This window comes from Pedococcus sp. P5_B7 (genome assembly GCF_054049895.1).
The window spans coordinates 64,986-79,799 of record NZ_JBFULM010000003.1 but is presented as its reverse complement, the minus strand read 5'-3'; the positions used below and the strand labels follow the sequence as shown (position 1 = coordinate 79,799).

At 68.8% G+C, this 14,814-nt stretch carries 17 protein-coding genes; 11 read left to right on the top strand and 6 right to left on the bottom strand.

Annotated features, from left to right (window positions below):
• The first annotated feature begins 142 nt into the window (after positions 1–142).
• The gene (locus tag ACXJKD_RS09420) at positions 143–1,045 is read left to right on the top strand and encodes an ABC transporter ATP-binding protein (protein WP_457254253.1); all 903 of its coding nucleotides are present in this window, start codon (positions 143–145) and stop codon (positions 1,043–1,045) included.
• Positions 1,042–1,863 (top strand): ABC transporter permease, encoded by an 822-nt coding sequence (locus ACXJKD_RS09415; RefSeq protein ID WP_457254252.1) that lies wholly within the window; start codon positions 1,042–1,044, stop codon positions 1,861–1,863. The genes ACXJKD_RS09420 and ACXJKD_RS09415 overlap by 4 nt, the downstream gene beginning before the upstream one ends.
• 202 nt (positions 1,864–2,065) lie before the next feature.
• On the opposite strand, the gene ACXJKD_RS09410 is transcribed toward ACXJKD_RS09415, so the two are convergent.
• Entirely contained in the window at positions 2,066–2,440 is a 375-nt protein-coding gene (locus ACXJKD_RS09410; protein ID WP_457254251.1) for a DivIVA domain-containing protein, read from the bottom strand.
• A gap of 456 nt (positions 2,441–2,896) precedes the next feature.
• On the opposite strand from ACXJKD_RS09410, the gene ACXJKD_RS09405 reads away from it, so the two are divergent.
• Complete coding sequence (locus tag ACXJKD_RS09405) at positions 2,897–3,631, top strand: hypothetical protein (protein WP_457254249.1); 735 nt, start codon at positions 2,897–2,899, stop codon at positions 3,629–3,631.
• Positions 3,632–3,801: 170 nt separating this feature from the next.
• Here ACXJKD_RS09405 and ACXJKD_RS09400 read toward each other — a convergent pair whose 3' ends face one another.
• Complete coding sequence (locus ACXJKD_RS09400; protein ID WP_457254248.1) at positions 3,802–4,326, bottom strand: hypothetical protein; 525 nt, start codon at positions 4,324–4,326, stop codon at positions 3,802–3,804.
• 215 nt (positions 4,327–4,541) lie between these two features.
• Between ACXJKD_RS09400 and ACXJKD_RS09395 the strand changes: the two genes are divergently transcribed.
• Positions 4,542–5,057, top strand: coding sequence for a nitroreductase family protein (locus ACXJKD_RS09395; protein ID WP_457254247.1), 516 nt, complete (start codon positions 4,542–4,544; stop codon positions 5,055–5,057).
• A gap of 92 nt (positions 5,058–5,149) precedes the next feature.
• Here ACXJKD_RS09395 and ACXJKD_RS09390 read toward each other — a convergent pair whose 3' ends face one another.
• Positions 5,150–6,193, bottom strand: coding sequence for an NADPH:quinone reductase (locus ACXJKD_RS09390; protein WP_457254246.1), 1,044 nt, complete (start codon positions 6,191–6,193; stop codon positions 5,150–5,152).
• 181 nt (positions 6,194–6,374) lie between these two features.
• Here ACXJKD_RS09390 and ACXJKD_RS09385 point away from each other — a divergent pair, with 181 nt between their 5' ends.
• Together ACXJKD_RS09385 and ACXJKD_RS09380 are read left to right on the top strand one after the other, a co-directional pair.
• The gene (locus ACXJKD_RS09385; RefSeq protein ID WP_457254245.1) at positions 6,375–7,310 is read left to right on the top strand and encodes an acyl-ACP desaturase; all 936 of its coding nucleotides are present in this window, start codon (positions 6,375–6,377) and stop codon (positions 7,308–7,310) included.
• 238 nt (positions 7,311–7,548) lie between these two features.
• Positions 7,549–7,824, top strand: a complete 276-nt coding sequence (locus tag ACXJKD_RS09380) for a hypothetical protein (protein ID WP_457254244.1) — start codon at positions 7,549–7,551, stop codon at positions 7,822–7,824.
• A 99-nt stretch (positions 7,825–7,923) separates the two neighbouring features.
• On the opposite strand, the gene ACXJKD_RS09375 is transcribed toward ACXJKD_RS09380, so the two are convergent.
• Together ACXJKD_RS09375 and ACXJKD_RS09370 are read right to left on the bottom strand one after the other, a co-directional pair.
• Positions 7,924–8,613, bottom strand: a complete 690-nt coding sequence (locus ACXJKD_RS09375) for a DUF981 family protein (RefSeq protein WP_457254243.1) — start codon at positions 8,611–8,613, stop codon at positions 7,924–7,926.
• A 60-nt stretch (positions 8,614–8,673) separates the two neighbouring features.
• Positions 8,674–8,901: a hypothetical protein gene (locus ACXJKD_RS09370; RefSeq protein ID WP_457254242.1), complete on the bottom strand. Its 228-nt coding sequence runs from the start codon at positions 8,899–8,901 to the stop codon at positions 8,674–8,676.
• A gap of 136 nt (positions 8,902–9,037) precedes the next feature.
• Between ACXJKD_RS09370 and ACXJKD_RS09365 the strand changes: the two genes are divergently transcribed.
• The gene (locus tag ACXJKD_RS09365) at positions 9,038–9,565 is read left to right on the top strand and encodes a TetR/AcrR family transcriptional regulator (protein ID WP_457254241.1); all 528 of its coding nucleotides are present in this window, start codon (positions 9,038–9,040) and stop codon (positions 9,563–9,565) included.
• A gap of 64 nt (positions 9,566–9,629) precedes the next feature.
• Here the strand turns inward: ACXJKD_RS09365 and ACXJKD_RS09360 are convergent, their stop codons facing one another.
• Positions 9,630–11,093: a phospholipase D-like domain-containing protein gene (locus ACXJKD_RS09360; RefSeq protein WP_457254240.1), complete on the bottom strand. Its 1,464-nt coding sequence runs from the start codon at positions 11,091–11,093 to the stop codon at positions 9,630–9,632.
• Between the two features lie 398 nt (positions 11,094–11,491).
• On the opposite strand from ACXJKD_RS09360, the gene ACXJKD_RS09355 reads away from it, so the two are divergent.
• From ACXJKD_RS09355 to ACXJKD_RS09340, 4 genes are all read left to right on the top strand, one after another.
• A complete protein-coding gene (locus ACXJKD_RS09355) occupies positions 11,492–11,986 on the top strand; it encodes an RNA polymerase sigma factor (protein ID WP_457254239.1) in 495 nt (164 codons plus the stop codon).
• On the top strand, positions 11,976–12,944 hold the full coding sequence (locus ACXJKD_RS09350) for a hypothetical protein (protein WP_457254238.1): 969 nt from the start codon (positions 11,976–11,978) through the stop codon (positions 12,942–12,944). Before ACXJKD_RS09355 ends, ACXJKD_RS09350 begins: the two co-directional genes overlap by 11 nt.
• Before the next feature lie 308 nt (positions 12,945–13,252).
• Positions 13,253–14,161, top strand: a complete 909-nt coding sequence (locus ACXJKD_RS09345; RefSeq protein ID WP_457254237.1) for a sensor histidine kinase — start codon at positions 13,253–13,255, stop codon at positions 14,159–14,161.
• Entirely contained in the window at positions 14,158–14,805 is a 648-nt protein-coding gene (locus ACXJKD_RS09340; RefSeq protein WP_457254236.1) for a response regulator, read from the top strand. The genes ACXJKD_RS09345 and ACXJKD_RS09340 overlap by 4 nt, the downstream gene beginning before the upstream one ends.
• Positions 14,806–14,814 lie beyond the last annotated feature (9 nt).

Sequence of the window (14,814 nt, the reverse complement as noted above, 5' to 3'; positions counted from 1 at the left end):
ACCTGGCTTTCGCCGACCTGCTTCGTGCACCTGAGGCCGAGTTCCACGACGCTGACCCTGAGTCGCGTCAGGGTCACCTCAGGGTGAGGCTCCGGCGCCTCCCCGATGTGGGCGCTGGGCTATTAGAGCCACGATTCTCGGCATGATCACAGTCGAATCACTCACGAAGAGCTACGGACGCGGAATGACCGCCGTCGACGGTGTCTCGTTCACCGCTGCCACCGGTCGGGTCACCGGATTCCTCGGCCCCAACGGTGCAGGCAAGTCGACGACGATGCGCATCCTGGTGGGCCTCACGCCGGCCACCTCGGGGACCGCAACGGTCGACGGGCGCCGGTTCATCGACCTGCCCAACCCAGGCACGGAGGTGGGTGTCCTGTTGGACGCCTCCGCACAGCACGCCGGGCGCACGGGACGGGAGATCCTCACCCTCGCCCAGCGGACGATGGGCCTGCCCCGGACCCGAGTCCAGGAGATGCTCGACCGCGTCAGCCTGACCGCCAACGAGGCCGACCGACGCGTCCGCGACTACTCCCTTGGGATGCGTCAGCGCCTCGGCATCGGCACCGCCCTCCTGGGAGACCCGCGCGTGCTCATCCTCGACGAGCCGGCAAACGGACTGGACCCCGCCGGCATACGTTGGATGCGCGACCTCCTGCGCGGATTCGCCGACCAAGGCGGCACCGTCCTGCTCTCCTCCCACCTCCTTCACGAGATCGAGGTCATCGCCGACGACCTCGTGGTCATCGGCAACGGACGCATCGTGGCCCAGGGCACCAAGTCCGACCTGCTCGCGTCGGCCGGCACCGTGGTCCGCGCCCGCAACGCTGCCGCCCTGGCGGTGGCACTGGAGAGCGCAGGCCTGGCCATCACGGCTCACCCTGACGGCAGCGTGCACACCGACGCCGCACCCGACCAGGTCGGCGAGATCGCACTCGCCGCACACGTGGTCCTCACCGAGCTCCGTACTGCCGACGGGGCCGGGCTCGAGGAGATGTTCCTCGAGCTCACCGCAGACACCCAGCGCGAAGGAGCAGCAGCATGACCACCACCGTCCTGCGGACCCCGACCTCCGAGTCGGCCACGTCCGCCTCCCGCGCGCGCCCAGCGACGGCGCGGATCCCACTGACCCGCATCATCGGGGTCGAGCTGCGCAAGATGTTCGACACCCGCTCGGGCTTCTGGCTGATGGCCAGCATCGTCATCACGAGCGTGCTCGCCACGGCCGCGATCATCGTGTTCGCACCGGACGACCAGCTCACCTATGACAACTTCGCGGCCGCCATTGGAGCCCCGATGACCGTCATCCTGCCGATGATCGGGATCCTCGCGGTGACGAGCGAGTGGAGCCAGCGCAGCGGGCTGACCACCTTCACCCTCGTGCCGCACCGTGGTCGGGTGCTCGGGGCCAAGTTCCTCGCAGCCATCACGGTGGGTGTCGCGTCGATGGTCGTCGCCCTCGTCGTCGGTGTGCTCGGCACGGTCGTCGGGAGTGCCATCGCCGGCGTGGACCCGGTCTGGAACGTCTCGGTGGGCCACTTCGCGACGATCGTCCTGGGCAGCGTCCTCGGCATGGTCTTCGGCTTCATGCTGGGCCTGCTCATCCGCAACTCCGCGGGCGCCATCGTCACGTACTTCGTGTACACACTCGTCCTGCCCCCGCTGCTCGGGCTGCTGGCGGCGAACCAGAAATGGTTTGCCGACCTGCAGCCGTGGGTGGACTACAACTACGCGCAGACCCCCCTCTTTGACGGCGGCCTCTCCAGCCAACAGTGGCAACACCTTGCCGCCACCGGTGGGCTGTGGCTTCTCCTCCCGATGGCGGTCGGGCTGCTGGTCGTCCGTCGCGCCGAGGTCAAGTAGGACCTCCCGCGGTCACGTTCATCGGGCGGCGCCGTGGAGCCGAGTGCATGCCGGCCAAGTGCCACCCCGGGACCACGAGCTGAGCAGTTGCATATCAAGACACCCTGTCCATCCTGCGAGGTTCCGCAGGATGGACAGGGTGTCAGAGGGTGGAACTGAGGCACTCCACCGTCCTCCCTCCTCTGTTGCGGCTCCTCGACATTCAGGAGCTTGGGTCTCCACGCAGCCAGCGAAGGGCCCGCTGACCAAGCCCTTCCGGCTCTGAGCCCACCAGGGATGCCAAGGCCTGCGGATCGGGCCGACCGCCCTGCTCGTAGTAGTGCAAGGTCTCGATCACCTCAGCGAGGAAGTCGTCGACTTCCCGCTCGTCGTACCCGCGACGGAACTTCGTCGACGTGAAGCGGTGACCCAGGGTCGGCGAGGCCGGCGCCTGTGGCCCCGGGCGACCGCCCTGCTCGTAGTAGCGCAAGGCCCCAGCGACCTTGTCCAGCAAGTCGTCGACCTCGCGCTCGTCATACCCGGTCTGGAACTGCGTCGGTGTGAGCGTCTTGTTCATGACGTCCTTCGAGGTGAGCATCCGACCATCATGCGCCCCCGACGGCTCTGCCTGGGAAGTCGGCGACGACCCACCGGCTGAGCACCAGGCGGGCAACCAGGGTTCGTTGGTTCTGCGCCACTGGCGCCTGTTCCACCCAGGGCGTCTTCCGCGGCCAAGTCCCCGACTGGATCTTCTCGCGCCGTTCGCAGCGCCTTCAGGACCATTGGCTCTGGTCGGGGCAGTCACCGGCGAGGACGGTGAGCGTGCCGGGACAATCCCGGGTCCGAGGGGGTCACCATGTCCAGCAACATCCGCGACGCCTCATCCGCAGTGGGGGCGACTTCAGGGAGAACGAGATGCCCCAGCCCCAGATGGGGTCGAAGAGCTGACGGCACGCGTCCGGGGCAGTGTCAATGGCATGTTGACCACTCCCGGGCCAGACCGGACGGAGGGTGACGCGTGCTGACACTAGACAGCGGATGGCTTGCGTCAAGGGTGCTGCTGGAACGCGACGTGCTGACCCGCGAGTTCCTCGCCGCATCCCTCGAGCACCGTCTGTACGGGCTCGAAGTTGACCGGGGGCAACTCAAGCGCGGTTGTGACTACGCCGGCGAAGTCGGGCTCGGGGCGGTCCTGTGTCGCCCAGAGCACGTGGCCACGGCCGCCCGGCGGCTGACCGGGACCGGCGTCGCGGCGGTGACGGCTCTCGCCTTCCATGACTCGACGCGGCAGCAGGACCCCGCCGACCTGGCCGTAGAAGCACTTGAGCTGGTCTGCGCCGGCGCTTCAGAGGTGGCGTTGGTTGTCGCACCCGGGCTCGACGGCGACGGCTGCCTGAACCTGATCCGTGAGCAGGTACAGGCCGTCGTCGAGGCCGTCGCACCTCAGCGCCGCAAGGTCCGGGTGCTGATCAACACGACCGACGCGTCCAAAGACCAGTTGAGGGCCTGCACGTCCCTGGTGGGCGGGGCAGGTCCGACGCTCGTCCAAGGAGGGTCATTTCACGGCGACCGCGCGACGTACTCGCAGATCGAGGCGATGCGTGACGCGCTGCCCACCGACGTCCTGCTGAAGTGGACCCAGCCGGTGAGGTCGGTCGAGATGCTGCTGGTCTGCATGGCGATGGGCGTCAACAGGTTCAACGGCGACATCCCGGCGCTCTTGACCGCGGCCAGGCGCAGCGCGCAGCTCGGACCGCTCATGCTCCCGATCAACGGCGTCGACTTCTGACTGTGCATGGGGCCGCCTGACCCGTGGCCCGGGCCTGGTTGGTGCCTGGGCGTGGGTGGCGGTCCGCCAGTGGGCCCATGAGGGCAAGCACTACGTCCTGCGCGACAGCGACGTGGTCGAGTTCCACTTCACCGTGCAGTCCGCTGCGCCGCCAGTGGGACGCGCGTGCCTCAAGACGGCAGCCACTGCTGAGCGCGGGCGACGCGAACCTGGTCTCGTCCGTTGCCGAGGCTGCCCTTCTGCTTGCGGAAGCCGCCGTCGGCCCAAGCAGAGTCGTTCACTGGTGGCGGTTCGGCACCGTCCCAGGTCGCGTACCCACCCAGCAGCCCGAAGGAGGCCTCCGCCACCAGGACGTGGTCAGCCAGGTCGCGCAACACCTCGGGGGGACATGCGGCCAGGAACAGCCCCGGGAAGTTCTTCTCGGCGAAGACGACGAGGTGCGCCAGGCGGTGGGTGTCGTCGACAGCCAGGTGTGCGCCCGACGCCATGCTGCTCCGGACGGCGTCGAGCACCGCCGAGCGGTGTGGCGCCGTGAGCTCCGGCAACGCTTCTCGGTGCGCGTCCTCGAGTGCGTCGGCGGGGGCGGTGCGCAACAGGTAGCGGTATTGGCGCACGAACGGGTCCGAGATCTCCGGAGCCGTCGCTACGGCCGGACTCTCTTGGACCTCGTGGTCCCGGCCGAGTGCTCGGCGCATGGTGCAAGCCTAGAGTCGCGGCCCGGCGACACGCCAGAGGCGGGGAAGGTGTGGCTGCGAGGCTCTGCCCTTGGCGTCTTGGCGGGGTGGATTGTCGATGGGGCTGAGACAGCTTGGTCTGAGGAAGATTTCTGCAGGGTGCGGCGGGCTGCTCACCAACCAACGGGCGCGGTAGATGGTCGCCACCGATGGGGTTGGAGGCGCAGGATGAGACCGTGGAAACGTGGGATGCCCTGCGGGCGCGACGCAACGTCAGACAGTTCACTGAGCAGCCCGTGCCCGACGAGGCGCTGGACCGTATTCTCGAGGCTGGGCGGCGTGCCCCGTCGGCAGGCAACTGGCAGCCCTGGGACTTCGTGCTCGTCACGGACAGGGCGCAGCTGGTCGAGCTGGCGAAGGTCTGGCAGGGCGCGCGGCATGTCGCCGGGGCGGCGGCCGCGATCGCGATCGTCGCGCCAGAGCCCAAGGACGATCGGCAGTCGGAGCTGCTCCAGTACGACCTTGGCCAGGCCACGTATGCGATGACCGTCGCCGCGGCCGACCTGGGTGTCGGCACGGGCCATGCCGCGGCCGCTGACCAGGACCAGGCCAGGAGGGTGCTGGGCTTCCCGGAGGGACGATTCCTGGCCTACCTGCTCTCCGTCGGTTATCCGTCGGAGAAGCCGTTGGCCGTCATCAACCGGCTCAACCGACGCCCGTTCGATGAGGTCGTGCACCGGGGAGTGTGGTGACCAGCGCGACGCCGCAAGCACGTCCGGAGCTCGCCATGCCGGGAACAGTACGCGCTTGGCGTCGGATGGAACTCAGCCCGACGGTGGACTCTTCAGGCGCCGTTCCGGCTGCCCCGGGTGTTGGACGCGACCTCGATCAGGACCTTGCCGACGACCCCGTTCTCGACGGCGGCGTGGGCGTCCGCAGTGTCCTCCAGGGCAAACCAGTGAAGTGGCACCCCGGCACTTTCACCGACCTGCAGGGCGCCGTCCTCGACGGCTGCGCTGACGCCGGCGATGGCGTTGTCCTTGGCCTGCTCGGAAACCGTGTAGACGAGGACGCCCTGCCAGCGCAGGTTCTTGGTCATGGCCTCCCGGATGGGAATGCGGACCTGGTCTGCGCCGTCGTCGGCGTAGAAGGCGATGGTCGCGTTCACTGCGGCGACCGCGTGATCCAGGATCGCGTTGGCGTAGGGGGCCACCTCGACGAAGAGGTCGACGCCTTCAGGGGCGATCGCGTGGACCTGTTGGACGGTGTTGCCAGTGCGGTAGTTGACGACGTGGTCTGCGCCAGCCGCCGTGGCCAGCTCTGCCTTGGCGGGTCCGCTCACGGTCGTGATCACGCGCGCGCCGGCCCAGTGGGCGAGCTGAATGGCGGCGTTGCCCACCGCTCCGGCGCCGCCCGCGACGAGCACCGTCTTGCCGGACAGGGCGCCCGGGGCCAGTCGCTCCGGGCCTCCTTCCGCGACGGTCAGGGTACGGTGCGCGGTCACGGCTGGGATCCCCAGCGCGGCGCCGAGCTCGAACGAGGCACTGTCCGGCAACGGCACGCACTGCCGCTCAGGTAGGACGGCATACTCCTGCGCGGTGCCGCCCGGGCGCTGCCACGCGGCCTCCCAGATCCAGACACGCTGGCCGATCCTCGACTCGGGCACTCCTGGCCCGACCGCATCAACGACTCCGGCACCATCCTGGTTGGGCACCTGCTCAGTGATCCCCGCCGGCAGTGAGCCTGCGCGGCGCTTCCAGTCGGTGGGGTTGACCCCGGAGACGTGCACCTTCACCCGCACCTCGCCAGGTCCGGGCTCGGGCATCGGCCGGTCGACCAGGTGGAGGACGTCGGGCGCGCCGGCAGCGGTGTAGACGATGGCTTTCATGTCAGTTCAAGCCTTCCGGGTCTGGTTTCGATGCCGTTGGCGCTGATTCTCCTCGCAGCCCACTGATCCGTCGTGGCGGAAGTCGGCCCACGCCTTCTGGGCGCGGCTATGGATCGGTGGCCGCCGAGGGTGTAGGCAGGGGGGCAGGCGCGACCTGCGCGTTCGTCACCGAGGAGGACCCATGGCCGCACTCGACAGCGCCCAGTTGCTCGCAGCCCTCGAGCCGACGGTCGAGGAGAACCTCAACCGTCACCTCGCGGTCGCGCAAGAGTGGATGCCGCACGAATATGTCCCCTGGTCGCTCGGCCGCGACTTTGCCGAGCTGGGGGGCGAGGCGTGGTCGCCAGACCAGTCGCAGCTCTCGCCGATCGCTCGGACGGCTTTGGAGGTCAACCTCCTCACCGAGGACAACCTGCCCAGCTACCACCGGGTCATCGACCAGGCCTTCGGGCGCGAGAGCGCATGGGGGACCTGGGTCAATCGCTGGACCGCCGAGGAAGGGCGGCACGCGTTCTGCATCCGGGACTACCTCCTCGTCACCCGCGGCGTCGACCCCAACGAGCTCGAGCGGGCGCGGATGGACACGATGGAGACCGGCTACGACCCGGGTGAAAAGCCACTGCTCAATGTCTGCGCCTACGTCTCCTTCCAAGAGCTGGCCACCCGTGTGTCACACCGGAACACGGGCCGCTACGCCGAGGAGCCGATCGCCGAGAAGCTGCTCACGCGGGTCGCCAAGGACGAGAACCTCCACATGATCTTCTACCGGAACATCGTCCAAGCCGCCCTGGAGCTGACGCCGAGCCAGACGATGCGGGCGATCACCGATGAGGTCCTCACGTTCCAGATGCCCGGTGCGATCATCCCCGGGTTCGGCCGCAAGGCCGTGCAGATGGCCATGGCCGGGATCTACGACCTGCGCATCCACCACGACGACATCGTGGAGCCCCTGCTGCGGCAGTGGGGAGTCTGGGAGCTCGAGGGCCTCGACGCCGACGGCGAGAAAGCCCGGGACGAGCTCGCGACCGCCCTCGCCAGCCTCGACCAGGAGGCCGCCCGGTTCGTCGCCCGCCGCGAGGAGCGCGCAGCGAAGCTGGCGGCCCGCCAGGAGTCCTAGCCTCGCCGCAGGACCAGCTGAGGAGACACCGGTCGGCGACTTTGTCGACCGGGTATGCCGCCGTGTCGGGGCCTCTTCGCGGCGCACGGAGCGCGTGACAGCCAGTTGGAGCGGGGGAGGTGATCACCCGATCGCCCATCACCCGTTCGTCGGCGGAGTTCGGCTCATTGCCCGATCAGGGAAAGCAGCCATGAGGCGTTCAATGGGATGACCGACGACTTCCGCAAAGGCGGGCCCGATGTTCGACTCGACACACCAGCAGTCCAAAGACCCCGTGGCCGCCTGCACCGTCGACGCCGTCCATCGACGCGACCACCACCACGAAGGTGAGCAGACCTGCCACCCCCACCTGATCGAGGTCGTCCACCTCGGCCGACGCGCTGTCGCCGTATGCCATGACTGTTGCCAGGACTCCGGCTTCCTTCCCGAGCGCGACGCCGACCAGGTGGCTTCCGCCCACCGCGACGAGACGGCCGCGGACGGGTACCCCGCCTTCACGGCGCAGGTGGCCTGAGCGCCAGGCGAAAGGGAGCTCCAGTGGGCCGGAGCTCCCTTTCGTCGAGGCATGCCGCGTCCGCTTTGGCGGGGCCAGCAGCGGCATCGGATGGTCGGGTCACCACCGGTAGTTGGTGCCGTGCGCGATGTTCACGTACATACCGATGTGCGTGTAGAAGTTCATGGCACCGAACAGCAGCAGGACCAGGCCACCGAGGGCGAAGGCCCGCACGGCCCAGCGCAGCAGGTGCGGTCGTTCGGTCAGCGTCGCGGTCGCAAACAGCAACGCGCCCAGTGCGATGACGCCCCAAAGCCCGCCGAGGAACAGGGCCTCGAGGATGGGCAGGTGTCCGAAACGGCCACTGATCGGCTCTTGTGGGGGTGCGGCGCCGAGTTGGAACCGCACGAATGCGATGGCGAGCACGGCCATACCCAGACCCATCGCGCCGACGAAGACACCGACCGGCTTGAACGCTGACAATGCGGTGGCGTTCGCCTCGTCCGTTTCACCCGCGAACAGGCTCCGGTGGCGCCACAGGTACAGGGCGGCGAACAGCAACAGCGCACCGAATCCTGCGGCCGGCTGGCCGAAGGCGATGTTTGCGTACTCGAACCCGTCCCCGCCGAACGGCCACGTCGCCGTGGTGTGCAGTCCCAGCACCAGCAGCAACAGGCCGGTGACGCCGAAGAATCCTGCCCAGCCTTCGCTGTCGATCCGTTTGCCCCGCACGAGGTGGGTGAGGAACCACCCGAACCCCAACAGCCCCGCTCCGGCCGTGATGGCCACTAGCTCGTTGTAGACGACCATGTCGTCAGACCTCTCTTTCTCTTGATGTGGAGGCCCTGCGATGGAGGGCCTCGAGCCGTCTCAGCGGCGAGGGTTGCCCGGCTCGACCGGGATGGTGGTGGCTTGCGGCAGGCCGTCGAAGCCACGGTTGGTCCACCAGGGGCCGGGCTCGTCCAGCGAGCGCGGCCGGGTCGCGCGCCAGGACGCGTCGTCCTCGTGCATTCCGGCCCAGGACATTGCGCCGAACCACAGCACCGTGAAGAGGATCATCAACGGCCCCAGGAGCACTGGGTCCAGAGTCGAAGTCATGCCGTGTCACCTCCTTTCATTTACGCTACAGTTGATGTAGCGTAACGACGTCACGTTTTGTTCCCGAGAGGCAGAAACCATGGGCGGGCCAGCGACACGTGGTCGGCCGCGACGTGCACAGACGGACGCGCGGCTGATGCGCGCAGCTGTCGAGCTGCTGCGCGACAAGGGCCCGGCCGGGGTGACCATCGAGGCGGTCGCATCCCGTTCAGGCGTGGCGCGGACGACGATCTACCGACGTTTCGATAGTCGTCGACAGCTCATCGAGGCCGCCATCGACCCGGTCGTCGACCGGCCCCTGCCGCCGCTCGACCCGGCTTTGGACGGCAAGGTGCGTTGGGTCCTGGAGCAGGTGGCCGAGCTATTCGAGACCGGGCTGGGCAGGGGGGCAGTTGCCGCCATCATCAGCAACTCCGACCCAGACTTCACCGGGGCCCTGCGCCAAGCCCTGGAGCGGCGGCTCGGTCCGCTGCGGGCACAGATCGCCGCGGACATCGACGCTGGACAGGTCGCGGAGCACGTCGAACCTGAGGCCGTGATCGGGCTCCTGTTCGGCGCCTACCTGGGCGAGGTCTTGCGCCATGGAGAGCCACGCAAGGGCTGGACCGATGACACGGTCGCCCTGCTCACCAGGGCCCTCGTGGTGCGCCCGGCGGCTCCCTGAGCGTCGCTCCGCCCCAAGGCCCGGGCGGGACTGATGCCGCATGCCGCCGCAGCTCGGATTCGAATCAGAACTTGTCGGTGCCGCGCAGGGCCCGTGGGCGACCATCGGGATCGAAGAGGAACCGGTAGGCCGGTCGGGCCCACAATCGGGCAGCAGGGCGAATCTCCCTGAGGGCATGGGGCCTGATGCGGGCGCCTGGCTCTGTGGCACGCGCCCCCCACAGGTCCGTGGCGTGGTCGAGGTCGGCGAGCCGCGGGTCGGCGGGAGGGAGGCCGAGGTGCTCGGCCCAGAGAGTCGCACGCAGCTCGCGCGGCAGGCGCCCTTCAGCGTCGACGACGGCGCAGGTGACCTCGGAGTCGTGGGTCCAGGAGCGCAGGTTGAGGTTGTCGGACCCGCAGGTCATCCATTCGTCGTCGACGATGCAGACCTTGGCGTGGACGTAGACCGGGGTGCCGGCGGGGTTCTGGAGGTCGTACATGGCGAACCGCGCCCCACCAGCCTCCAGGAGCAGGTCCCTGGCCCGTTGCTGGCCGAGGCGCATTGGTGTGCCGCTCGCCGCAGTGTCCTGTTCGGGGAATCGCGGGACCACTGCGATCACCTGGAGTCCGGGTTCGCGGCGGAGCGCGTCGGCGAGCGTGGCAGTCACGACCTCCGACCAGAAGTACTGGTCCTCGATGTACACCAAGCGCCGCGCGCGTGCGAAGGCGTGCTCATAGGCGTGTGCGATGGTCCGCTCGCCGTGCGGGGCGAACGGGTACGGGGGTCGCTTTGCAGGATAGGTGCGGACTACCTGCACCGAGTGCGGACCGCACTCGGGCGGTGGGTCCCAGCGTTCCGGCAGGGGCTCTGGATGCCGTGGCATCCGGGCGGCCCTGTGGACCAGCGCGCGGTACGGGTTGCGGTGATCGAGTGGCGTCGGGTCGTCCCAGCGCTCGGAGAAGACATCGAGTACGTGACTCACCGCAGGGCCACGGATCTCCAGCGTGGCATCGTGCCACGGCGGGTTGGGCCCGTAGCGCTCGTCAAGGGGCGCCGGCTGCGGGTCGCCACGGTGCTCGGTGTCGTCGCGCCGCCCGTGACAGAGGTCGATCCCGCCGACGAAGGCAACGTCCTCGTGTGAGCGGCCCTGACGCCGCACCACGAACAGCTTCTGGTGGTGCGATCCGCCCCGGCGCACCCGCTCATCGAAGAGGGCTTCACCACCCGCCTCGTTGATCACCGCGCCGAGATGGCGGTTTTCCTGCGCGTTGAAGCGAAGCGTGTCGCTGTGCGAGCGCCACAGGAGCGCACGGACCTCGACACCGCGGCGGGCGGCATTGGTGAGTAGGTCGCCAATGGTCGGGCCGCCTTCGGCGAGGAGCTCGTCGGCGTCACCGCGCCAGTCGGTGAAGAAGATCCGGTCCCCCCGACGGGTGCCGTCCACGAGCTGCGCCAGACGCGCGAAGTAGTCGTGACCGTGAACGTGCGGCACCACGAGGTTCCCGGCCGTCCACGGACGATCCCGCTCTGGCAGGAACCAGTCGCTCATCTCTACAGGCTGCCAGCCGGACGGTCTGGGAACCAGCGCCGAGAATCCGGAGTGGTTGGATGATCCGCTCATCCGAGATCGCGCTAGCAGAGCTGCGTCACGCCGCCGCATTGAACTCCACGTCCGGTCGACTCACCTGAACCTGCGTGCGAAGCGTCAACCTCCAAGGCTCGTTGGGTCTGTTCATGGGTAGACCGTGCGACTGTCGCGCACGGCACCTGGAGGAAGCCATGGACCGCACCAGCAGTCTCCGTGTCGCCGTCGCGCTCACCGCCGCTGCCGCCAGCACGCCCTCAGAGGCAGGCACGCCATGACCCGCTCGTCCATCTGCAGGTGGTGCGCCGGCAGGGCTTCCTGCAGCCTGAGTCGAGGTGTCCCATCCACGCCCGGGGGATGCGATGAAGACCGATGAACGGCGGGACTACGAGCAGGTGTTCCGCGGCAGCTTCGCCTCGATCACGCGCACCGTCTACCTGATAGTCCACGACCAGGGTGCGGCGGAAGAGCTCACCCAAGACGCCTTCATCAAGCTCCTCGCGAAGTGGGGGTCCATCGCGGCATACGAACGTCCCGAGGCGTGGGTGCGCAAGGTGGCCATCCGGATGGCCGTTCGCCACGTCGGTCGCGAAGCGCGCCGACCGGTCAAGGAGGCCACTGCCCAGTCGTTCCCGCAGACGGCCGCGGTCCCCGACCACGATGTCGCCCTCGCGGTCCGGCAGCTTGCACCCATGCAGCGCGCCGTCGTGGTGCTGCACTACTTCGAGGACCGGCCGGTCCTGGAGATCGCCCGGACCCTGCAGGTCTCGGAGTCGACCGTCAAACAGCACCTGTTCCGCGCCCGCGCGCGGCTAGCCCAAACCCTCGGAGAGGAGGTCGGGTCCGATGCCCGTTGACGACCGCCTGCGTGTGGGCCTGACCGCCAATGCCACGGCCCTTCGCGAACCAGACGTGGACATCCTGCTCGGGCAGGCCTTCGCCGCCCACCGCCGCCGACAGGCGCGCCGCTGGGCCGGCGTCGCCGGACTGGCAGCAGCCGCCTGCGCTGCGCTGGTGGTCACCCTGATGGGGCAGACGGCGCCGAAGCCGGCGCCCGCCCCGCCAGTCGGCACGACAACGGCAATACTTCTAGACCGGTATGCCGGCCTGGTCGCTCCCTTCGCCGAGGCGCCTAACGTGTCCGGTCGATGGGTGCTCGCTCGCAGCGCCGACGGCACGGTCGTCGCCACGCCTCCTAACAGGTACGGCAGGGGGGAGCCGTTGGTGGCCGGGCGGATCGGCCGTGAAGGGGTGTTCGGAACGGACCTGTTCCACCCGGGCAACCTCGTCTGCGACGGTCCTGGCGGCAAGTACCGGATCGCAGATCGTGGTGACCAGCTCGTCTTCGAGTCGGTTGATGACCGCTGTGTGTCACGAGTCCAGTTCTTCACCAAGACGACGTGGATATCCACGAGTGTCACCGCATACACCGGTCCACCCATCCCGGATGGCCGATGGGCTCGGGACGTCACCGTGGGGCAGCTGAACGACGTGCGCTTCTGGCCCGACGCAGCCTGGAAGACATCCAACGGCTTCTCCGACGGCAAGGGACGCTTCGTCATCGAGTTCGCAGGGAGCCGGTGGTTCATCTTCTTCGAGAACGACCAGGGCGGGCTTGAGATCGGTGACCAAGGACCGGTGACCTATGACGCCCTTGGGCGTTGGGTCCAGCACGGCACCACGGCCGTCGAATGGTCGATCCGGGGTGACACCCTCACCACGCGCAACGCCGTCCCGGTGGAAGGACTACATCCGCTGCCGGCCAGCGATACCGATCGCGGGGTGCTCGAAGGGAGCTGGGAACGGGTCCGCTGACCCGCGCCACACCCGCTCGCGTCAGCTGGTTCACAGGCCGCAGTCACGCCTGCTGCCGCGAGCGGCGCGGCTCGGTGTCGAGGCTGGCTGCCTGGGCCGGCGGTGATGCGCTGCGGCGAGGCCAGGTCCAGGCGGAACGCAGGATGTAGGCGAGCAGCAGCACCTCGACCCCGATGGAGAGGCCGTAGAAGTAGGAGTAGGTCCAGGACTACCCGTCCGCGTTGTAGATCGAGACCGGGAGGTGCGTCGCCCCCCTGCCGTGGCGACGTGCGCACCCGCTCGCTGCGGCCGCAGTGGCTTTCGGCCTCTTGACCGGGATCGACATCGTCAGAATCCTCACCGGGTCCCAAGGCGCTCCGCCCTCAAGTGTCTCGGCCACCCTGGTCCTGACCTACGCCCTGTTCCGGTGGGGCTCCGGTCGGGAGGCCGCAGGCGGCCTTGGCGTGATCCTGGTCTGGTTGGCCGTCACCCTTGTCGCCGACCCGACCAGCCTGGCCGAGAGGGTCGCGGCATACGCGTTCTTCCTGTTCGCCGCCGCGCTCGGCGCCGCGAACCGCTATCGCGCGAGGATCCGCATCCGCGACATCGACGAAGCCAAGGCCCGGGAGCGCGAACAGCTCGCGCGCGAGCTCCACGACACCGTCGCCCATCACGTCTCCGGAATCGCCATCCAGGCTCAAGCGGGACGTGCCGTCGCCGCCTCCCACCCGGAGCGTGCCATCGAAGCCCTGGCCACCATCGAGGATGCGGCGACCCGAACGCTGACCGAGCTGCGCGCCATCGTCGGCGTGCTGCGCGCCTCGCAGCACACCGAGTTCGCGCCGCAGCCGGGCGTGGCCGAGGTCGAGCAGCTCGCCAACGATGGCCAGACACGCCCGTGCGTCGAGGTGACGCTCGCCGGTGAGCTCGACGACCTCAGCCCCGCGGTCGGGGTCGCCATCTACCGCCTCGCCCAGGAGTCCATCACCAACGCTCGACGGCACGCCCGCCACGCCACCCAGGTCACCGTGGCCGTCACGGGTGACGCCGACCAGGTACGCCTGACCGTCGACGACGACGGCTCCTCCGGCCCAACCAATCGGGCCCCAGCCGGCTACGGCCTGGTAGGGATGCGCGAGCGCGCCACGCTGCTCGGCGGCACCTTCCGCGCGGGCCCCACCGCCGGCCGGGGCTGGCGGGTCGAAGCGAACCTGCCGCGAACCGGGACGCCACGATGAGCATCAGGGTCCTGATCGCCGACGACCAGCCCATCGTGCGCACCGGACTGACGATGCTCCTCGACGCCCAACCCGACATCGAAGTCATCGGCGCCGCCGCCGATGGGCGAGAGGCGGTGCGCCTGGCGCTCCAGCTGCGCCCCGACGTCGGCCTGTTCGACATCCGAATGCCGCTGATGGACGGCATCGAAGCCACCCGCCGACTGGCCGGCCCCGAAGTCATCGACCCGTTGCCGATCGTGGTCATCACCACCTTCGACCTGGACGAGTACGTCCACGGAGCGCTCAAAGCCGGCGCCCGCGGATTCCTGCTCAAGGACGCCGGACCCGCCCTGCTGACCCAGGCCATCCACGCCGCCGCCGACGGAGACGCACTCATCGCACCCAGCGTGACCGTCCGACTCCTCGCTGCCTTCGCGCACACCCAGACCTCACCGCCCCGGCAGCCGTTGGAACCGCTCACGGCCCGCGAGGAAGAGGTCCTCCGGCCCGTGGCCCAAGGCCGCACCAACAGCGAGATCGCTACCGAGCTCTACATCACGCCCAGCACCGTCAAAGCTCACCTCGCCAGCCTCATGAGAAAACTCGGCGCCCGCAACCGCGTCGAGGTCGCCATGTGGGCCTACGAGACCGGCCGCATCTAAACCTCAGGG